General features: G+C 74.9%; 20 protein-coding genes. 11 read left to right on the top strand and 9 right to left on the bottom strand.

All coding sequences use genetic code 11. From position 1 onward, the window contains the following. Positions 1-447 precede the first annotated feature (447 nt). The 4 genes from IG69_RS0112885 to IG69_RS0112870 form a co-directional block, all read right to left on the bottom strand. Positions 448-1,851 carry a PAS domain-containing sensor histidine kinase gene (locus IG69_RS0112885; protein ID WP_169742065.1) on the bottom strand — a complete coding sequence of 468 codons (1,404 nt, stop codon included), beginning with the start codon at positions 1,849-1,851 and terminating at the stop codon, positions 448-450. A gap of 107 nt (positions 1,852-1,958) precedes the next feature. Continuing rightward, on the bottom strand, positions 1,959-2,348 hold the full coding sequence (locus IG69_RS0112880; protein ID WP_051750534.1) for a response regulator: 390 nt from the start codon (positions 2,346-2,348) through the stop codon (positions 1,959-1,961). A gap of 40 nt (positions 2,349-2,388) precedes the next feature. After that, positions 2,389-3,084 (bottom strand): response regulator, encoded by a 696-nt coding sequence (locus IG69_RS0112875; RefSeq protein WP_084696794.1) that lies wholly within the window; start codon positions 3,082-3,084, stop codon positions 2,389-2,391. A 207-nt stretch (positions 3,085-3,291) separates the two neighbouring features. Further along, positions 3,292-4,062, bottom strand: coding sequence for a hypothetical protein (locus IG69_RS0112870; protein ID WP_030528581.1), 771 nt, complete (start codon positions 4,060-4,062; stop codon positions 3,292-3,294). A 360-nt stretch (positions 4,063-4,422) separates the two neighbouring features. On the opposite strand from IG69_RS0112870, the gene IG69_RS0112865 reads away from it, so the two are divergent. The 3 genes from IG69_RS0112865 (at position 4,423) to IG69_RS21110 (ending at position 7,672) form a co-directional block, all read left to right on the top strand. Continuing rightward, on the top strand, positions 4,423-5,226 hold the full coding sequence (locus tag IG69_RS0112865) for a histidine phosphatase family protein (protein WP_084696793.1): 804 nt from the start codon (positions 4,423-4,425) through the stop codon (positions 5,224-5,226). After that, positions 5,219-6,100, top strand: coding sequence for an NAD(P)H-hydrate dehydratase (locus IG69_RS0112860; RefSeq protein WP_030528579.1), 882 nt, complete (start codon positions 5,219-5,221; stop codon positions 6,098-6,100). Before IG69_RS0112865 ends, IG69_RS0112860 begins: the two co-directional genes overlap by 8 nt. Positions 6,101-6,514: 414 nt before the next feature. Then, positions 6,515-7,672, top strand: a complete 1,158-nt coding sequence (locus IG69_RS21110) for a M15 family metallopeptidase (RefSeq protein WP_051750532.1) — start codon at positions 6,515-6,517, stop codon at positions 7,670-7,672. 148 nt (positions 7,673-7,820) lie between these two features. Here the strand turns inward: IG69_RS21110 and IG69_RS0112850 are convergent, their stop codons facing one another. After that, positions 7,821-8,975, bottom strand: coding sequence for a glycerate kinase (locus IG69_RS0112850; RefSeq protein ID WP_030528577.1), 1,155 nt, complete (start codon positions 8,973-8,975; stop codon positions 7,821-7,823). Position 8,976: 1 nt separating this feature from the next. Continuing rightward, positions 8,977-9,987, bottom strand: coding sequence for a LacI family DNA-binding transcriptional regulator (locus tag IG69_RS0112845; RefSeq protein ID WP_030528576.1), 1,011 nt, complete (start codon positions 9,985-9,987; stop codon positions 8,977-8,979). A 171-nt stretch (positions 9,988-10,158) separates the two neighbouring features. On the opposite strand from IG69_RS0112845, the gene IG69_RS0112840 reads away from it, so the two are divergent. Both IG69_RS0112840 and IG69_RS0112835 read left to right on the top strand, forming a co-directional pair. Further along, positions 10,159-10,413 carry a hypothetical protein gene (locus IG69_RS0112840; protein WP_030528575.1) on the top strand — a complete coding sequence of 85 codons (255 nt, stop codon included), beginning with the start codon at positions 10,159-10,161 and terminating at the stop codon, positions 10,411-10,413. Positions 10,414-10,484: 71 nt separating this feature from the next. Then, positions 10,485-11,933, top strand: a complete 1,449-nt coding sequence (locus IG69_RS0112835) for a peptide ligase PGM1-related protein (RefSeq protein ID WP_030528574.1) — start codon at positions 10,485-10,487, stop codon at positions 11,931-11,933. Between the two features lie 185 nt (positions 11,934-12,118). Here the strand turns inward: IG69_RS0112835 and IG69_RS0112830 are convergent, their stop codons facing one another. Beyond that, positions 12,119-12,910: an SDR family NAD(P)-dependent oxidoreductase gene (locus IG69_RS0112830; protein WP_030528573.1), complete on the bottom strand. Its 792-nt coding sequence runs from the start codon at positions 12,908-12,910 to the stop codon at positions 12,119-12,121. A 124-nt stretch (positions 12,911-13,034) separates the two neighbouring features. On the opposite strand from IG69_RS0112830, the gene IG69_RS0112825 reads away from it, so the two are divergent. Beyond that, positions 13,035-13,538 carry a MarR family winged helix-turn-helix transcriptional regulator gene (locus IG69_RS0112825; protein ID WP_030528572.1) on the top strand — a complete coding sequence of 168 codons (504 nt, stop codon included), beginning with the start codon at positions 13,035-13,037 and terminating at the stop codon, positions 13,536-13,538. A gap of 49 nt (positions 13,539-13,587) precedes the next feature. Further along, positions 13,588-14,217, top strand: coding sequence for an alpha-ketoglutarate-dependent dioxygenase AlkB (locus tag IG69_RS0112820; RefSeq protein ID WP_030528571.1), 630 nt, complete (start codon positions 13,588-13,590; stop codon positions 14,215-14,217). 60 nt (positions 14,218-14,277) lie between these two features. Here the strand turns inward: IG69_RS0112820 and IG69_RS20295 are convergent, their stop codons facing one another. Next, positions 14,278-14,700, bottom strand: coding sequence for a sortase domain-containing protein (locus IG69_RS20295; protein ID WP_051750531.1), 423 nt, complete (start codon positions 14,698-14,700; stop codon positions 14,278-14,280). Positions 14,701-14,807: 107 nt separating this feature from the next. On the opposite strand from IG69_RS20295, the gene IG69_RS21105 reads away from it, so the two are divergent. Together IG69_RS21105 and IG69_RS21100 are read left to right on the top strand one after the other, a co-directional pair. Further along, the gene (locus IG69_RS21105; RefSeq protein WP_051750530.1) at positions 14,808-15,146 is read left to right on the top strand and encodes a hypothetical protein; all 339 of its coding nucleotides are present in this window, start codon (positions 14,808-14,810) and stop codon (positions 15,144-15,146) included. A 57-nt stretch (positions 15,147-15,203) separates the two neighbouring features. Further along, positions 15,204-15,455: a hypothetical protein gene (locus IG69_RS21100; RefSeq protein WP_051750529.1), complete on the top strand. Its 252-nt coding sequence runs from the start codon at positions 15,204-15,206 to the stop codon at positions 15,453-15,455. 590 nt (positions 15,456-16,045) lie between these two features. Here the strand turns inward: IG69_RS21100 and IG69_RS0112805 are convergent. Beyond that, positions 16,046-16,774, bottom strand: coding sequence for a TetR/AcrR family transcriptional regulator (locus IG69_RS0112805; RefSeq protein WP_030528570.1), 729 nt, complete (start codon positions 16,772-16,774; stop codon positions 16,046-16,048). Positions 16,775-16,955: 181 nt separating this feature from the next. Here IG69_RS0112805 and IG69_RS0112800 point away from each other — a divergent pair, with 181 nt between their 5' ends. Next, positions 16,956-17,723: a mechanosensitive ion channel family protein gene (locus IG69_RS0112800; RefSeq protein WP_051750528.1), complete on the top strand. Its 768-nt coding sequence runs from the start codon at positions 16,956-16,958 to the stop codon at positions 17,721-17,723. A gap of 5 nt (positions 17,724-17,728) precedes the next feature. Further along, positions 17,729-18,373, top strand: a complete 645-nt coding sequence (locus IG69_RS0112795) for a hypothetical protein (protein ID WP_245616146.1) — start codon at positions 17,729-17,731, stop codon at positions 18,371-18,373. The last annotated feature ends 62 nt before the right edge of the window (positions 18,374-18,435 follow it).

Here is an 18,435-nt window from a genome sequence, read left to right as displayed (position 1 = left end):
CGTGCCCTCGTCGCGGAGGTCGACTCGTGGCACCACCCGCGGCCCGCCCCGGGGGCCCCGACCCCGGGACGGGGGAGGAGGTGGGGCCGGAGCCCCGAGGCATGCCCACAATCATCTTGCGGCGCAGCCGGGTCGACAGGGGCGGACGGCCGGACCTGCGTGATGCATCGGCGCCAGGCCACGTCACCCCGGGCTACCCACCGGCCGGGGACGGCGAAGAGCCCGGCCTCCGTGCAGGGGGAAGGAGGCCGGGCTCTCGCGGTGTGCGGGTCGGGGGGCCGGCCCCGATGCAGGGGAAAGGGGGCCGGACGCCCTGGTGCACGTGTCCCGGGGGCCTGCCCCCTGCAGGGGAAGGGAGGCCGTGGCCCCGAGGCATGGCTCAAGTGTGGCGCGCGGGCCCCCGGAGCCGACAGGGGCGGACGTCCAGTCTTGACTGATGCAGTCGCACTACGAGGCGCGGTCACCGACCGGCACGACGAGCGAGACGCGGGTCCCGCCGCCGGCCGGGCTGTCGACCGTGAGGCTGCCGCCCAGGCTCTCGGCGCGGGCGACCATCGAGGTCATGCCGAGGTGCCCGGGCTCGGTGCTGGCCCTCGCTCCCCCGACGCCGTCGTCGACGACCTCGAGCACCACGGTCTCCCCCGACTCGGTGAGGTGGACGAGCACCCGGTCGGCCCGGGCGTGCTTGCGGACGTTGACGAGCGCCTCGCGCAGGACCCGGAAGGCCCCCGTCTCGATCTCGGGCTCGAGCGGCAGGAGGACGGGCCCCTCGACCTCGACCTCGGTGGCCGTGCCCATGAAGAGTCCCTCGGCCAGCGCCCGGATGGAGGCCGCCAGGCCGTCGCGCAGGTCCGGCGGGCTGAGCGCGACGACGAGGTTGCGCAACCGCTCGATGGTCTGCTCGAGGAGGGAGACGACGTGCTCGACCGGCTCGGCGAGCTCGGGAGGCAGCTGCGCCTGGAGGCCGTCCAGCCGCAGGATCGCCGCGACGACGAGCTGCAGCGGCTCGTCGTGCACCGCCTCGGCGAGGAGGGTCCGCTCGCGGGCCTCGATCCGCTCCTCGGCCTCGCGCCGCCGGCGCTCGGCGTCGCGGTGCTCGGTGATGTCCTCGACGAACCCCCGGAAGCTGACGATGTCGCCCGCCGGCCCGTACCGGGGCGTGAGGGTCGAGCGCACCCACACCGTCCCGCCGTCGCGACGGCGCATCTGCGCCTCGATCATCCGCGGCTTGCCCCCCGACTCGCTCCGCAGACCCCGCACCCGGTCCTCGGGGTCGACGTACAGGTCGTTGGCGCTGCCGACCCGGGCCAGGAGGTCCGCGGCGTCGTCGTAGCCGAGCCTCGTCGCGAGCGCCTCGTTGACGGCGAGGATGCCTCCCGCCGGCGTGGTCTCCTTCCAGCCCTCGGCCATCGAGTCGAGGAGGTCGCGGTAGCGCTGCTCGGCCGCGCGCGCCCGCCCGAGCGCCTCGCGCAGCGGGTCCGGGACGTCCTCGCTGTCACCCGGCCGCCCCTCGTCGACGATGACGGTCACGCCGTCGGTCGTGGGGTAGAGCCGGCGGCGCAGCCATCTCCCGACCCGCGGGGCGAACGCCTCGAACTCCTCGACCTCGCCGGTCTCGAGGGCACGTTCGAGATAGTGCAGGAAGTCCGGGTCGCGCGCGTGGGGGTAGAGCTCGTAGACGTTGCGACCCACCACCGCGGAGGCCTCCTCGCCGAGCATCGCGAGGATGGACCCGTTGACGTACTGGACCGTGCCGTCGGGGCCGACCGAGAACACGCCCCCGACGATCCGCTCGAGCGTCTGGGCCGCCGACAGCCCTCGCCGGTGCTCCCCGTCCGATGCGTCGGACACCACCCCTCCCCACCCGAGGACCGTTCGACGTCCCCGTCGCCGCCCATGCTAGGGGGCCGCACGGACCGGCGCGACGTCATGTCGAACTGCGACGGGCCCGGGCAATTTCATTCCACGACACGAGAATGCCGCAGGAGCGCCTCGTGCAACGGGGCGAGGCGGCCGGTCTTGAGCACGAAGTCGTCGGCCCCGGCGGCGAGCATCGCCTCACGCACCTCGGGCTCGGAGTGCGCCGAGAACGAAATGATCGCGAGGTCGGGGTGCTCCGCCCGCACGGCCGCCACGAGCTCGGCCCCACCGCCGGGCATGCTGACGTCGACGACGAGCACGTCGACGTCCTCGGCCCGCAGCCCCTCGCGGCACTGGTCGCCGTCCTCCCCCACGCCGACCACGGCGAAACCGGGGATGGCCGTGATCACCGCGGTCAGCGCCTGTCGCATCTCGAACTGGTCGTCGCAGAGGAACACCCGCCGCACCCCGACCTCGGTGGACGTCACGGCACACCCCGCTGCAGGGGGCGGTGGGCACGCGACGCGCTCACGGCCCGCTCACGATGTTCTCGCGCAGGGCGATGGTCACGGCCTCGAGCTTGTTGTGGGCGCCGAGCTTGCCGATGACCGACTGGATGTGGTTGCGCGCCGTCGCGTACGAGATGAAGAGCCGGGCCGCGATGTCGCGCGTCGACACACCCTGAACGAGCAGGCGCAGCACGTCGCGCTCACGGGGGGTCAGGTCGTCCCCCAGCTGCTGGCCACCCCGCTCGGACGACGGCAGCAGCCGCTGGACGTCGCGGGCGCTGAGGATCGTGATGCCCTCGGCCGCGCGCATCACCGCCTCGTGCAGGGCGTCCGCCCGCTGGCCCTTGTTGACGATGCCCACGGCGCCGGCGGCGAGGGCCTGGTGCAGCACGTCGACGCTGTCGTCGGCGGTCACGAGGAGGACCTTGGTGCCGGGGCTTGCGGCGAGGAGGCGGGGGATGAGGTCGGTGCCGAAGCCGTCGGGCAGACGCTGGTCGAGGAGGCAGACGTCCGGGCGGTGTCGCTCGACCGCCGCGAGCCCCTCGGCGCACGAGGCCGCGACGTCGAGCACCGTCGTGCGACCACGCATCCGCAGGCCGGTCGCCACGGCGTCGGCCAGCAGCAGGTGGTCGTCGACGACGACCACGGTGACCGTGCCGGTGCGCGGCTCGGCCGCGGCCGTCGGTGTCATGTCCTGCTCCCTGTCATCGGTCATGTCATCGTCCCGCTCCCCGAGTCGCCCCGCCAGAACTCCGTGCACCACCCGACGTGATGCATCTGCACCAGACGACGGCCTGCGCCGCGCCGGTGTCCCTTCCCCCCGATGACGGCGACGTCGCGGTCACCGAGGCCCCGAACGCTACCGGCGGGGCGCGACGGCGTCGATGGCTTCGATACCTCGCGGGGCGCCCGGACGGGCGCGTCAGGACCGGAAGGGGATGGCGGAGCGCCGCACCGGCACGTCGTGGCCGTGCGAGAGGAGGAGCGTGCGCACCGACGCCGTCGCCTCGCTGCCGTTGGGGGACGGCGACACCGCGACCGCGCGGATCGGGAGCAGGGAGGGTCGCGTCGCCACCGGGGCGTCCGGCCGGTCCGGGTCGGTCCCGGTGAGCCGGAGGTAGGGCGCGATGCCGTACGCGGAGGCACGGTAGGACAGGAGCGAGGCCTCGACGAGCCGGCTCGCCTCGCCCGGCCGGGTGAGCAGCATGACGGCGTAGCGGGTCTCGCGCTCGTCCGCGAAGCCTTCGTGCTTGACGAGGAGCAGCGCCTCCTGCAGGGCGTCGAGGAAGGGCTCGAGGTGACGGGCCAGGTGCTCGCGCAGCGCCGGGGTGAGCTCGGGCTCGGTGCCGTCGTCGAGCGGGCGCCGCGCGAAGGGCGCCGCCGGACCGCCCGCGAGGTCGCCGAGCAGCGCGAGCGCCGCGTCGACGAGCTCGAGCTGCATCTCCCGCCGGTAGCGCACCGGCTGCCAGCCGTGCCGGCGCAGGTGGACTTCGCCGTCGCGGTCCGGCCGGAGGTCGACGTCCTCGCGGGCGAGCGCGACGAGGGGCTGCGCGGGGTCGAGGCCGATCGCGTAGGACTCCTTCACCCCGCCGTACAGCCGCCACATCGCGAGCGAGTCGGGCGAGCTGCTCGCGCTGAGGATGAACGCGCTGCCGGCGCCCGGGCCCTCGCCGTGCGCCGTCGCCTCCCGCACCCGGTCCGCGAGCTCGCCCGCGACTCCCCCGGGGCCGCGCCCGCCTCGAGCATCCGCTCGACGACCATCCGGCCGCCGAGCGCGACCTCCTCGCGGTCGTTGAGGAAGGGTGCCGCGGTGGCCCACAGCGTGTTGGAGGAGAGGATCGCGAGCAGCCCGGGGCCGTCGGTGTAGTGCCACGCGAGCCCGTCCGGGACCGGCGCGTCCCCCTCCGTCCGGGGGCCGGGTGCCGGGTCGAGCGCCATCCGGCGACCCTACGCCGCGAACTCCGTGCACCTGCCCGTCGAGGCGAGGACGCATCCCGCGCACCGTCGTGGGTACGGGGCCGGACGTCCCGTCCCGGCCGCCCAGGAGGCCCCCGTGCCCGACCGTCCCCCCGGCCCCCCGTCGACCGAGGGCTGGCCGAGCGAGCTCGTGCTGGTCCGGCACGGCCAGAGCGTGGGCAACCTTGCCGCGGAGGCAGCCGGCAGCCACGGGGTCGACCGGCTCGACCTCGAACACCGCGACCCGGACACACCGCTGTCCGACACCGGCGAGGTGCAGGCCCGCGCGCTGGGCCGGCACCTCGCGACGTGGCCGACGGAACGTCTGCCCGAGGTCGTCATCGCCTCGCCCTACACCCGGGCGGCCGCGACCGCGGACCACGCGCTGGCCGACGTGAGCGCCGTGCCCGCGCCGGTCCACGACGAGCGCGTGCGTGAGCGCGACCTCGGCCTGTTCGACGGCCTGACGAGCAGCGGCATCCGCGAGCTGCACCCGGACGAGGCCCGCCGCAGGGAGTCGATGGGCAAGTTCTACTACCGGCCACCCGGCGGGGAGAGCTGGGTCGACGTCGTGCTGCGGGTACGCGGCCTGCTGCGCGACGTGCGCTCCGACTGCGCGGACCGCCGCGTGTGGGTCTTCACCCACCAGGCGGTCATCATGGCCTTCCGCTACGTCCTCGAGGGGCTGACCGAGCAGGACCTGCTCGGGATCGACCGCGACACCCCGCTGGCCAACTGCTCGCTCACCACCTACCGGAGCGGGGAGGGCGGCCTCGAGCTCACCGGGTACGGCGCCGTCGAGCACCTCGAGCGCCCGGGCGGCGCGCGGACGACGCACTCCGCGCCGACACCGGCCGGCACCGGCGACGGGCCCGCGGACGGCGGTGACCACGATGCCTGAGCACGCTCCCGTCGTCGTCACACCGGCCCTCCTGCGCGACTGGCGGTTGCCCGACCCCACCGGCAGCAAGGACACCAAGGGGCGCCTCGTCGTCGTCGGCGGCTGTGCCGGCAACCCGGGCGCCGTCCTGCTCGCGGCAGAGGCGGCCCTGCGCAGCGGCGCCGGCAAGGTGCAGGTGGCGACGGTCGGGACGACCGCCACGCAGGTCGCCGTCTCGCTGCCGGAGGCGTTCGTCACCGGTCTGCCCGCGACGGGCGACGAGATCTCGGCGGCGGCCGCGGGGCGCGTCGCGGAGCAGGCGTCCGGCGCCGACGCGGTGCTCGTGGGCCCCGGCATCGGGGACCCCGACGCTGCGCTCGCGCTGCTCGAGGCGCTCGTGCCGCTGCTCGAGGTGCCGCTCGTCGTCGACGCCCTCGCCACGGCCTTCCTCACGCAGCACCCCGACGGCCTCGGCGCGCTCGCGGCGGGATCGGTCGTCACCCCCAACATCGGCGAGCTCTCGCTCGTCATCGGCGCCGACGAGGACGAGGTGGCGGCCGACGTGCCGGCGGCGGCCTCCCGGATGGCCCGCGCCACCGGCGCGACCGTCCTCGCCGGGTCGGACGTGTCGCACGTCGTCGCACCGGACGGCCGCACCTGGACGCTCGGGTCCGGGGCGCCCGGGTCGGCCTCGGCCGGGTCGGGGGACGTCAAGGCCGGGGTCGTGGCCGGGCTCCTGGCACGCGGGGCCGAGCCCACCCAGGCCGCCGTGTGGGGGGCCTACCTCCACGACGGCGCGGGCGAGCGGCTGACGTCCGAGGTCGGTCGGGTCGGCTTTCTCGCCCGCGACCTCGTGTCGCGCCTGCCGCGCATCCTCGACGAGGTCGAGACCTGACCGGCTCGTGCCCGCCGGCCGGGCGTGCGTGCGGCGTCGACCCCCGAGCGTGGGGCGTGCCGCCCGCGGATGTGGCGCTCCAGGGCAAACGCAATGGTCAGAGGGCTGAACGGGTGAACCGCTGGGCCGTTCGGCCCACCCGCCGCCCGGTCCCGCCCGCGCGCCGGGACCCGCTCGTAGCGTCGTTGGTCGAGGACCATCGTCGGCCGGAACCCCTGCTCCGACCGGCCCGGGTGTCGCCGAACCCCACCAGCACCCGGGGCCCTCGCGATCCCTGTGATGGTGGGGGCGGGGCGCCCAGGCACATGGAGTCGCTCCTCGGGGTGAAGTCCTCTCACGAGGGCGGGGCGCACCGGCGTCCCAACCCGACAGGTCACGTTCCGTAGGCGGCCCACCCGGAAGGAACGTGCCCGAATGTCCGCCCTCAGACGACCCACCACCCTGCTCGCCGTCCCCCTGCTCGCGCTCGGCCTCGCCACCGCCGCCGCGCCCACCGCCACCGCCGCCGGCTCCTCCCTCGGGTGGGGCGGCCACACCAACGGCAAGATCCCCGCGTCCGCGCTGTGCGCCATCCCCTGGGACAGGACCGACAGCCTGCGCTGCGACGCGACGCGCAAGCTCACCTCGCTCAACACGGCCTACAAGGCCCGCTTCGGCGCCAACCTCTGCATCAACGACGCGTACCGCTCGTACACGAAGCAGGTCGCGCTCTACAAGAAGTACGGGTCGCCGCGCGCGGCCAAGCCCGGCACCTCGACCCACGGCTGGGGTCTGGCCGTCGACCTCGGCTGCGGCGTCGGCGCCTACAGCGGCGCCCGCTACAAGTGGATGGCCAGCGTCGGCCGCAAGTACGGATGGGCGCAGCCCACCTGGGCCGTGGCCAAGGGCTCGAACCCCGAGCCGTGGCACTGGCAGTTCTTCGGGACGGCCCTGCCCACCCCGCCGCCGCCCGCGCCGAAGCCGCCGGCTCCCAAGCCGCCGGCGCCGCCGGCCCCGGCGGTCACCACCGGGTCGCTCTCCGTCACCGGCACCTGGCCGCGGACGGCGACGTTCACCCTGCGCGTCAAGAGCACCGGCAAGGCCGTGGCCAACGCGCGCGTCAGCATCGACACCCGCGACCTCGGCTCGACCCAGTTCAGGACCGTGCGGACGGCGACGACCGACTCCGCCGGCCGCGTGGCCTGGACCCAGGCGCCCGAGACGCCGACCGTCGTCCGCTTCACGTTCGCCGGCTCGAGCACCGCGAAGCCGGCGACCGGGACCACGACGCTGACGACCGTGACCCGGCTCCGCAGCCGTCTCACCGACGGACGTCGCCACCCGCTCGTCGTCGGGCGCCTGACGACGCCCGCCGGCGACCGCCTCGACGGCCGGACCGTGACCCTGCAGCGCCGGGTCGACGGCTCGTCCACCTGGACGACCGAGGACACCCTCGAGACCAACGACGACGGCTGGGTGTGGGCCCGTGTCGACCGCGACGTCGACTCCACCTACCGCTTCGTGTTCGCCGGGGCCGACGGGTACGTCGGCTCGGTGGGCGACGAGGTCGAGGTCTCGGAGCGCGGCCGCTGACCGCCGCTCCCCGCACACCCACCGCAGGGCCGGTCGCCGTCGCGACCGGCCCTGCGGCGTACTCGTCTCTGCGCGAGCCATTCCCGCATCCGAACGGCGAGGACGTCCCGGGCTCGCCGGCACGGCGGACCACCGCCCCCGACGACCCTCAGAGGTGGGCGCGGGCGATGGCGCGGCCGAGCTCCTCGAGCAGCACCTCGGGCTCCGCGAGGCACCGGGCGAGGTCGCTCTCGATGTCGAGCAGCGCGTACGCCGCACCCACCCCCATCGAGCGCAGCCCGGCCTCGTCGAGCTGCCGTGCGCCACACACCGCGACGACGTCGCACCCCGCGGCGCGCGCCCGCGCCGCGACCCCGGCGGGGGCCTTGCCCGCGAGGGTCTGCACGTCGAGCGCCCCCTCCCCCGTCACGACGAGCGGGGCGCCGCGCAGCCGCTCGTCGATCCCGACCAGCTCGAGGACGACCTCCACGCCGGACCGGACCTCGGCGCCCAGCGCCGCGAGGACGGCGAAGCCCACACCGCCCGCGGCACCGGCCCCCGGCGTGGCCCGGTGGTCGGTCCCGGTGGCCGCGTCGACCACGTCCGCCCACGCCTCCAGCGCGCGCTCCACGACCGGCAGGTCGTCGGGACGCAGACCCTTCTGGGGGCCGTACACCGCTGCCGCACCGCGCGGTCCGAGCAGCGGGTTGTCGACGTCGCACGCCAGCACCAGGCGGGCCTCGGACAGCCCCGGGTGCAGCGTCCGCAGGTCGAGGGCCGCGACCCGGTCGGGCCGGGCACCCGGGTCGGGGACGGGCGCGCCGTCGGCGCCGACGAGGCCGGCGCCCAGCCCGAGGAGAAGGCCGGCGCCGCCGTCGGTGCTCGCACTGCCGCCGACGCCGAGGCAGATGTCGCGGCACCCGGCGTCGAGGGCCGCGGCGAGCACCTCGCCGGTGCCGCGCGTCGTCGCCGCCCACGGGGCCGGTCGACCCCCGGGCAGCAGCGCCAGGCCGCTGGTGTGCGCGAGCTCGACGACGGCCCGGTCGCCGCGACGGGCGTAGGCGGTCGCCACCGGCTCTCCGGTGGGTCCGGCCGCGGTCACCGGCACCAGCTCGTAGCCCGCCGCCACCGCGGCCGCGAGGGTGCCGTCACCGCCGTCCGCGACGGGGACGACGTCCACCTCGACATCGGGTCGGACCGACAGCAGGCCGCGCCGGACCGCCTCTCCCACACCGTCGGACGAGAGCGAACCCTTGAACTTGTCCGACGCGACGACGACCCTGCGCTGCCGCGGGGCGTGGCCCGCGGCGGCCTTGGGATGCACGTCAGCCCCCGAGCGCGGTGCTGTCGCGCAACCGCACCTCCGCCGCCACGGACACCCGGCGGGCCGACGCGGCGCCGTCCAGCGCGAGCTCGGCGGCCCGGGCGCCGATGGCGCGCAGGTCCAGCGCCACGGTGGTGAGCGTGGGGGTCACGTCGAGCAACGTCGGGATGGCGTCGAAGCCGGCGACGGCGACGTCCTCGGGCACCCGCAGCCCGAGGTCGCGACACGCGGCGAGGACCCCGAGCGCCATGACGTCGGACACCGCGAAGACGCACAGGGGCCCGGGGTCGTCACCACCCTCGAGGACCGAGCGCACGGCGCCGTAGCCACCTGCGCGCGAGAAGTCGCCGCGGACCGACCACGCGACCCGCTCCGGCCCGACCTCCCGGCAGAAGGCGTCAGCGCGGTCGACCGAGGTGCGCAGCCAGCGAGGGCCCTCGACGACGGCGAACCGCCGGTGCCCGGTCTCGACGAGGGCCCGGGCCAGGCGGCGGGCACCCCCGGCGTTGTCCGGTACGACGGCCGGGAACCCCTCGAACTGCTGCCCGACGAACGCCAGGCGACCGCCGTTGCGCTCGTACATCCGGCAGGCCGCGACGAGGTCGCGGTGGGCGCCGTCGGCGCTGCGCCGTCGGGAGCCCGCGAGGATGATCGCCTGGGTGCGCTGCGCGGCGAGGGAGCGCACGGCGGCCGTCTCGAGCTGCGGGTCGCGGCCGGTGCTCGCGAGGAGGGTCTGCTTGCCCAGGGGCTGCGCGACCGACTGGACACCGCCGGCGATCGTCGAGAAGTACGGGTCGGCGATGTCGTGGACGACGAGCCCGACGAGGTCGCTCGTCGCCCGCGCGAGGGCCTGCGCCTGGGCGTGCGGGACGTAGCCCAGCGACTCGGCGGTGGCGCGGACGCGGGAGGCGATCTCCGGGCCGGGATGGCGGTCGGACCCGTTGAGGACGCGGGAGGCCGTGGCGAGGGAGACGCCGGCACTCCGCGCGACCTCCTGCAGCGTCGTCGCCATCGCGGCCCCTTTCGTCGTCGCTGGCCGAGCCCAGTGTGCTGGGTCGGTGGTCGTCGGGCGACCACCTGGGTCCCACGACGTGGTTGACACGCCTCAGGGCAGACCATCCCGTTCGGGAAAGCGCTATCCGCGACAGGAGCCGCGCTCCCGTCACCCCAGGAGCCTTCGCCAATGACGACGAATTCCACGCTCGCCCGACCCGCCCCGCCGGCGCCCCGGCCACGCACCCCGCGCACGGGGACCCTGCTGCGGTCGTACGGCCGACCCGCCGCGTTCGTCGCGGCGGTCCTCGTGCTCTGGTGGCTCCTCACGTCGGTGACCTCGAGCCTGCCCGGGTACCTCGTGCCCTCCCCCGGCGACATGTGGGAGCGCTACGCCGCCCTCGTGGCGCCGCACCTCGTGGCCGAGGCCCCCCAGCCGGTCTGAGCGCATGCCCACGCAGGGCCGGTCGCCGTCGCGACCGACCCTGCGGGCGCCCAGCACCTAGGGTGGTCCGGATGAGCGCCCGCGAGCGTGCCGACGTCGCGGCCGCCCCTTCCCCGGACCCGTCCGACGGGTCGCCCTGCCGCGACCATGTCGTCGTCTCGCTGCCGTCGCACAGCATGCCGGCGCGGCTGCTCGAGCGGCACGCGTCGCACCTGCCGGCCCTGGAGCACCGAGCCCTCCTCGACGGCCTCGTCACGGCGCACGACCCCTCGGCGCGGGTGGTCGTCGTGGCGAGCAGCGAGCCGGCGCCCGACGTCCTCGACCACTACGCGCGCCTCGCCCGTCCCGGCGACCCCGACGACGCACGCCGCCGGGTCACGTGCCTCGTCGTGCCCGACGACGGCCCGCGTGGCATCGCCGCCAAGCTGCTCGACCGGCCCGACCTCCTCGACCGGCTGCGCCGGCAGGTGGGCGCCACCCCGGCCGTCATCGAGCCGTGGAACGTCACCGACGACGAGCTCGCGGTCGCGCAGGCCCTCGGCGTCCCCCTCAACGGCGGTCCCGCCGAGCTGTGGCCGCTGGGCTTCAAGAGCGCCTCGCGCCGCCTGTTCCGCGAGTGCGACGTGGCCGTCCCGGTGGGGGTCGAGGACGTCCGCAGCAACGACGAGGTGGCGGTGGCCGTCCGGACCATCCTGCGGGAGAGGCCGCTGGTCGAGCGGGTGGTCGTCAAGCTCGACAACTCCGGTGCAGGAGAAGGCAACCTCGTCCTGCTGGTGCGGGACGACGAGGGCCGATCGCTGCCCGACGACGCGCTCGTGGCCGCTCTCGCGCGGCTCTCCCCACCCGCGTTCCTGCGGGACCTGGCGCTCGGCGGCGTCGTCGAGGAGCTGGTGACCGGCGAGGTCGTGGGCAGCCCCAGCGCCCAGGTCGAGATCGGCCGGGACGGGGAGGTCGTCGTCCGCTCGACCCACGAGCAGCTCCTCGGCGGAGAGGACGGGCAGGTCTTCGTCGGCAGCCGCTTCCCGGCCGATGCGGCGCACGCGTCCGAGGTCGCCACGCAGGCGGCGGCCGTGGCGCGCCGACTGGCAGAGCGCGGCGCCGTCGGCTGGCTCTCGGTCGACTTCGTCGCGGCCCGGGGAGCGGGCGGGCGGACGCTCGTGGCCGTCGACCTCAACCTGCGCAAGGGCGGGACGAGCCACTCGTACGCCGCGCTGCGCCATCTCGCGCCCGGCGTCTACGAGACCCAGAGCGGCCGGTGGCTGGCCGACGACGGCGGGGAGCGGCACTACCGCTCGAGCGACGACGTCGAGGTCGGGCGGGGCGTCACGGCTGCGCACGTCATCGCGGCACTGGAGGCCGCCGGGCTCGCGTTCGACCCGGTCGCGCGGACCGGCGTGGTCCTGCACATGTTCCCCTCGCTGGACGATCGGGGAACCGTCGGGGCGACGGCGATCGGGCGGACCGCGGAAGAAGCCGAGCGGCTCTTCGACGCCGCGTCGGCCGCCCTCCGGACGGCCTAGCGGCCCTCCACCGACCCCGCACGTGCGGGCTTTCCGCGGTCTCTGGCGGGTCCGGACAGCGACAACCCCGCACGTGCGGGCTTTCCGCGCGCCGCCAGGGGTTCGGACAGCGACAACCCCGCACGTGCGGGCCGGATGGACGCCGGCCGCTCCTCCTCCACCTGACATCCCGGCGGAGCATCACGTCAGACGATCGTGGGCAGCACCCCGCCGTCGGCCCGCAGCGCCGCGCCGTTCGTCGCCGAGGAGCGCGGGCTCGCGAGGTAGAGCACGAGCGAGGCGATCTCGTCGGGCTCGATGAACCGCTGGAGGAGGCCGCGGTGGTCGGGCCCGACGATCGCGGCACGCAGGTCGTCGACCGGGACGCCCTGCGTCCGGCTCACCTCCGCCACCGCGTCGGCGACGCCGTCGGACCAGGTCGGCCCGCCGAGGACGGTGTTGACCGTCACGCGGCTCCCTCGGGTCAGCTTTGCCAGGCCGTTGGCGAGCGCGAGCGCCCCGGCCTTGGTGACGCCGTAGTGCAGCATGTCGGCGGGGACGTCGACCGCGGACTCGGTGTTGACGAAGACGATGCGTCCCCATCCGCGCTCGAGCATCGGCCCGATCACGCTGCGCGACAGGCGCACCGCGCTCATGACGTTGACCTCGAAGTACCGCAGCCAGTCCTCGTCGCGAAGGTCCTCGAAGCGCGCGACCTCGAACACCCCGACGTTGTTGACGAGGACGTCGACCGGCCCGAGGGCCGCGATCAGCCCCTCCACCTGTGCGGCGTCCGCGAGGTCCGCCGCGATCCCACTGACCCGCCCGGCCGGGCGGTGCGCGCGCAGCCGCTCGACGGCCTCGGCCACCCGCCGCTCGTCCCGGCCGTTGACGACCACCTCCGCACCCTCGTCGAGCAGCCCTCGCGCGACGGCGTACCCGATGCCTCGGGTCGCACCGCTGACGAACGCCCGCTTGCCGGCCAGGTCCAGGTCCACGCTCTTCTCCGTCCTCGGCCTCCGGCCGAAATCACTTGCTTGAGCAAGTCAATGTAGGCCGGATGACTTGCCCGGGCAAGTCAATGACGGCCGCGGACCGGCTGCGGATGCGTAGGCTGCAGGGATGCCGGACTCCCCCGCCCCGCAGCGCCTCACGGGCGAGGCGCTCGAGACCTGGGCCGCGCTGGCCACCGTCCTGGAATGGCTGCCGGCGGCGCTCGACGCGCAGCTCCAGCGGGACGCCGACCTCACCCACTTCGAGTACGGCGTCCTCTACGCGCTGGCGGAGGCCGAGGGTGGGGAGCTGCGCCTGAGCGTCCTCGCCGGGTACGCCAACAGCACGCTCTCGCGGCTGTCCCGAGCGGCCACCCGGCTGGAGTCCCGCGGATGGCTGCGCCGGTCGCCCGACCCCCGGGACGGTCGCTACACCCTCGCCACCCTGACGGCCGCCGGGCGTGACAAGGTCGAGCAGGCCACGCCGGGGCACGTCCGGCTCGTGCACGACCTGGTGCTCGACCGGCTCACCGCGGCGCAGGCCCGTGGGCTGCGCGAGGCCAGCCGGCGCATCGTCCGGGCCATCCGGGACGACGGGGGCTGGGCCGTCCCGCCGGAGGCCCCGCAGGGCTGACCGAGCCGGCACACGGCGGGTGTCGGTGCCCGCTGGTAGTCGTGAGGGCATGACCGACGTGCCCCTCCCCCTCTTCGGGGACGAGGACGGCGCCGACCGGGCGCGCTCCGGGGTGTCGTTCGCGGCGGCGCAGCGGCTGCGTCTGGACGAGCACTCGTGGGTCGAGCACGTGCCGGGCTGGCTCGCCGGCGCCGACGACCTGTTCGCCGAGCTGCTCGCCCTGCCCGGGTGGGAGCAGCGGCGGCGCCGGATGTACGACGAGGTCGTCACCGAGCCGCGGCTGACCGCCGAGTACCCCGACGTGCGCGCGGCACCGTCGAGGCTGCGCGAGCTGGCCGGCGAGCTGGGCGAGCACTACGGGGTCGACTACGACCGGCTCTGGCTCAACCTCTACCGCGACCAGCGCGACAGCACCGGCTGGCACGGCGACGGCGCCTCGGCCCGCCGGCGCGAGTGCGTCGTCCCGGTGCTCAGCCTCGGCGCGCCGAGGCACTTCCTCCTCCGGCCGACCGAGGGCGGTCCGAGCCGGCGGCTGCGCCCGGCGAGCGGCGACCTCGTCGTCATGGGTGGGCGCTGCCAGACCGAATGGCGGCACTGCGTCCCCAAGCAGGGCGCGGCGTCGAGCCCGCGCATCAGCGTCAACTTCGCCGCCTCGAGCCAGGCCGTCCCCGACCCCTGAGCCGCACGGCGCGGGACGGTCAGGAGGCGAACACCACGGTGTTGTCGACGTAGTGCCCGCTCACCGGGTCGATGTCCCCGCTGCACGTGATGAGGCGCAGCACCGGGCCCGGGGCGGGGCCGTAGACGCGGTCGGTCGGGAAGTCGTCTTCGCGAAGCTCTCCAGCCGGCGGACCGTGAACGTCAGCGTCGTGCCGTCGCGCCGCTCGACCTCGATGGCGTCACCGGGCTCGAGCTCGCGCAGCCGGTAGAACACCGCCGGTCCCTCGTGGGTGTCGACGTGGCCGGCGATGACCGCCGGGCCGCGCTCGCCGGGCGCCGGAGCCCCGGTCAGCCAGCCCGCGAGCGCCGGGTCGGTGGGCACCTGCATGGTGCCGTCCTTCGCGATGCCGAGGTCGATGAGCCGCGACTCGACCCCGATGGCCGGGATGCGGATGGCGACCGGCTGCTGTGCCGCCGGTGTGTCCGAGCCGGCGGCGGGCACCGGGATGGACGCGTCGTTCGAGCCGGCGTCCCGGGCCGGCGCGCCCTGCGCCGCGTCCGCCCCGCCCGCCCCGCCGGACGCCGGGGCATCCGGGGCCGACGCGGTCGGTGACGACGTGGTTCCGGGCCTCCCGGGCCGGGACCTTCCGGCTGCGCGGCACCGTCCGTGCCTTCTGCGCGCGCCCGGTGCTGCTCACCTCCATCGGCTACTTCGGTCACATGTGGGAGCTGTACGCCATGTGGGCCTGGATCTCGGTCTTCCTCGTCGGTGTCGTCGGGCAGGGCGGCACCGGCAGCCGCACCGCCAGCCTGCTGGCCTTCCTCGTCATCGGCATCGGGTCCGTCGGGTGCTGGGCCGGCGGCCGCCTCGCGGAGCGCGTGGGGTCGGCCCGGGTCGCGATGCTGTGCCTGGTGGTGTCCGGCAGCTGCGCTCTGGCCACGGGGTAGCTCGGCGCGGCCCCGCTCTGGCTCGTCGTCGGGGTCGCCCTCGTCCGGGGGCTGTCCGTGATCCCCGACTCGGCGCAGTTCTCCTCGCTCGTGACGACGGTGGCCGACCAGACCCATGTCGGCAGCATGCTCACCCTGCAGATGGCGATCGGGTACGCCGTCACCGTCCCCATCGTCTGGGTGGTCCCTGCGTTGGAGTCGGCCGCGGGGTGGGGGTGGGCGTTCGTCGCGCTGGCCGCCGGTCCGGCCGTCGCCCTCGTCGCGATGTCGTCGCAGGTCCGGTCGGGGGTGCTCCGTCGCACGCGGTGAGAGGACCGACCTCTGAGCCCGCGGGGCCCACCACGGCGCCCCGCCCGACCTGGTGGTCGGACGGGGCGCCGTGGTGTCGGTTCGGCGGCTGTGGCGTCAGCTCCCCCTGCGGAGCCGGCCAGGCCGCCTGGCCTCCAGTCCGGTCCACCGCGAGCCCCTGCGCCCTTGGTGGTTCGTCCGTCCTCACCGGTTCCGCCCTGCACGGAGTGGGTGAGTACTGACCCGAACTGCTGGATTCACTTGTCGTCCCGAAGACTTCTCGGGTGGCTTCCCTGCCAAGCCCTGTGGGCTGTCGCAGACCGGATTTCGTCGGGCCCCTGCGACCCTCTGTCCTGCCCTTCTGCTGACGATGACTTTACCGGGCCTTTACTCTCGGCGCTCGGATTGGATGGGCTCCGCCCCGAAGATCGGCCGAACGGATGAGTCAGAAATATCCACCTGAGTACACTCATTCCGAAGCATTGTGCCGAGACCGCCACGGATGCAGCGGGATCGCCCCCGAGAGGCTGACCGTGGAGAGCGCTGCGTGCCTCTTGGATGCTGAGACCAACCCCTGCACCGTCCCCGTCGAAAAGGGTCCCCCAGTCCCGTCACTGCGACAGGACGAGGTCAAGCCGGTCGAGCAGCGCCTCGAGCGACCGCTCGAACTCCTCGACCGTGTGGTCCTCGGAAAGGAGCGGGGCGGTCCGCAGGATCGTGGGGAAGTCCTCGACCGACACCTCCTCACCCGGCGGGCGGACGGCAGCGCCGCCCTCGTCGAGCGGCTCCTCGACCGGCGAGGTCGTGGCCCCGAGCGTCGCGACCTCGAGCAGCAGGTGGCCGAGGAGGAAGCTCGTGAAGACGCGGTAGGCCTCGACGGCCTGGCCGTCGGTGAAGCCGCGGCGGGTCAGCCCGTCGAGGAACCCCTCCACCACGCGCAGGCTGCGCAGCGGCGGCCGCAGCCACGGCGCCGCCGGGTGGCGGGTCGCGACCAGCGGGAAGACGGCCGGGTGCGCGACGGCCAGCGAGCGCACCGAGTGCGCCATCCACTGCAGGAACGCCTGCCAGCCGTCGGCCGGCTCGAAGAGGTCGCCCGGGTCGACCGCGATGGAGTCGACGAGCGAGTCGACGATCGCCTCGAGCAGGTCTTCGCGCCCGTTGACGTGGCGGTAGAGCGCCATCGCCTCGACCCCGAGCCGCGCCCCGAGGGAGCGCATGGTCAGCGCCTCGAGCCCTTCGGCGTCGATCATCGCGATGGCCTCCTCGACCACCACGGCCCGGTCGAGCGCGCGGCGCGGCGCGGCCCTCTCCTGCGGCGACAGCTCGTCCGTCGGCGGCATGCGACCTCCTCGCGGGTGTCACCCCACCCTGCCACGGGGGCGCGACACGGGGTCCGGAGCGGGACGCGGCCGGCCGCGGCGGTCCGATGTTTACGTCGTAAACATTGGGGGTAGGCCCCGAGGGTGCCGCTCTCGGCGCGCCCCGTGAGCCGCCTCCAGCGGCCCCTTCGAAAGGCTTTCCATGAACGACGCACTGCGCGACGCCCTGGCGGCGGTCGCCACCTTCGTCCCCAGGTTGCTCCTGTTCCTCGTCATCCTGCTGATCGGCTTCGTCGTCGCGAAGGCCCTGGCCAAAGCCGTCTCGGCCGTCCTCACGCGCGTCGGGTTCGACCGCGCCATCGAGCGTGGCGGCATCGGCCGGATGCTCGAGTCCTCGTCGTACGACGCCTCCGACATCCTCGCGAAGATCGTCTACTACGCGATCCTGCTCTTCACCCTGCAGCTGGCCTTCAGCGCCTTCGGGCCCAACCCCATCAGCGAGCTGCTGACCGGCGTCATCGCCTTCCTGCCGCGCGTCTTCGTCGCCATCGTCATCGTCGTCGTGGCCGCCGCCATCTCGGCCGCGGTCAAGGGCCTGATCCAGAACACGCTGGGCGGCCTGTCGTACGGCAAGGTCCTCGCGAACATCGCCGGCGTCTTCATCCTCGGCCTCGGCGTCATCGCCGCGCTCAACCAGGTCGGCATCGCGACGACCGTCACGACCCCCGTGCTCGTCGCGGTCCTCGCGACCATCGGCGGCATCCTCGTCGTCGGTGTCGGTGGCGGGCTCGTCAAGCCGATGCAGTCGCGCTGGGAGCGCTACCTCGGCACGGTCGAGGACGAGGCCCCGAAGATGCGCGCCCACGTGGCCGCGTCGCCGAGCGTCGAGGACCAGGCCCGTGACGCCGCGCGCCAGGCGCGCGCCGCGACCCAGCCCACCTCGGCGTACGACGCCAGCACCCCCCGCTGACCGCCATGGCCACCCCTCACGAGGACAGGACGACCGTGGGCCACACCGCGACCCCCCGCGACACCGTGCCGCGCGATGCCGCACCCACGCGCCACGAGGTGCTCGACGCCGAGAAGGAGCGGTACGGCGGCATCAAGGTCGGCTCGGCCTTCTTCGGCTGGCTGACCGCCACCGGCTCCGCCGTGCTCCTCACCGCGCTCGTGGCCGCCGCCGGCACCGGCGTCGGCATCGCGACGGGCACCGACGTCCAGGACGCCGCGGACCGCGCCACCAGCGACCCCACCACCGTGGGGCTGGCCGGCGGGATCGCCCTGCTCGTCGTCCTCTTCGTCGCGTACTACTGCGGCGGGTACGTCGCCGGCCGGATGGCCCGGTTCAACGGCGCCAAGCAGGGCCTCGCCGTCTGGCTCTGGGCCCTGGTCATCGCGCTCGTCGTCGCCGTCCTCGGCCTCGTCGCCGGTGACCGGTACAACGTGCTGGGCCAGCTCAACAGCTTCCCCCGGCTGCCCGTCGGCGAGGGCGACGTCGGCACCGCCGGCATCCTCGCGCTCGTCGGTGTCGCCGTCGTCAGCCTGCTCGGGGCCGTCCTCGGCGGCCTCGCCGGGATGCGCTTCCACCGCAAGGTCGACCGCGCCGGTCTCGGCGACTGACGCGTGACCGGACGGGGCGCCCTCGCACCGAGGGCGCCCCGTCACCGGCCGGCGGAGGCAGG

The organism is Phycicoccus jejuensis, assembly GCF_000720925.1.
Taxonomy (GTDB): Bacteria; Actinomycetota; Actinomycetes; order Actinomycetales; family Dermatophilaceae; genus Phycicoccus; species Phycicoccus jejuensis.
The sequence above is the reverse complement of the archived record's forward strand: the minus strand, read 5'-3'. Positions and strand labels throughout refer to the sequence as shown.

What these genes read in the sequence shown, in the direction of transcription:
- IG69_RS0112875 (WP_084696794.1), bottom strand. Translation starts at nt 3,084, where the DNA reads ATGACCGATGACAGGGAGCAGGACATGACACCGACGGCCGCGGCCGAG.
- IG69_RS0112860 (WP_030528579.1), top strand. Translation starts at nt 5,219, where the DNA reads ATGCCTGAGCACGCTCCCGTCGTCGTCACACCGGCCCTCCTGCGCGAC.
- IG69_RS21110 (WP_051750532.1), top strand. Translation starts at nt 6,515, where the DNA reads ATGTCCGCCCTCAGACGACCCACCACCCTGCTCGCCGTCCCCCTGCTC.
- IG69_RS0112845 (WP_030528576.1), bottom strand. Translation starts at nt 9,987, where the DNA reads ATGGCGACGACGCTGCAGGAGGTCGCGCGGAGTGCCGGCGTCTCCCTC.
- IG69_RS0112840 (WP_030528575.1), top strand. Translation starts at nt 10,159, where the DNA reads ATGACGACGAATTCCACGCTCGCCCGACCCGCCCCGCCGGCGCCCCGG.
- IG69_RS0112835 (WP_030528574.1), top strand. Translation starts at nt 10,485, where the DNA reads ATGAGCGCCCGCGAGCGTGCCGACGTCGCGGCCGCCCCTTCCCCGGAC.
- IG69_RS0112825 (WP_030528572.1), top strand. Translation starts at nt 13,035, where the DNA reads ATGCCGGACTCCCCCGCCCCGCAGCGCCTCACGGGCGAGGCGCTCGAG.
- IG69_RS0112820 (WP_030528571.1), top strand. Translation starts at nt 13,588, where the DNA reads ATGACCGACGTGCCCCTCCCCCTCTTCGGGGACGAGGACGGCGCCGAC.
- IG69_RS0112805 (WP_030528570.1), bottom strand. Translation starts at nt 16,774, where the DNA reads ATGCCGCCGACGGACGAGCTGTCGCCGCAGGAGAGGGCCGCGCCGCGC.
- IG69_RS0112800 (WP_051750528.1), top strand. Translation starts at nt 16,956, where the DNA reads ATGAACGACGCACTGCGCGACGCCCTGGCGGCGGTCGCCACCTTCGTC.
- IG69_RS0112795 (WP_245616146.1), top strand. Translation starts at nt 17,729, where the DNA reads ATGGCCACCCCTCACGAGGACAGGACGACCGTGGGCCACACCGCGACC.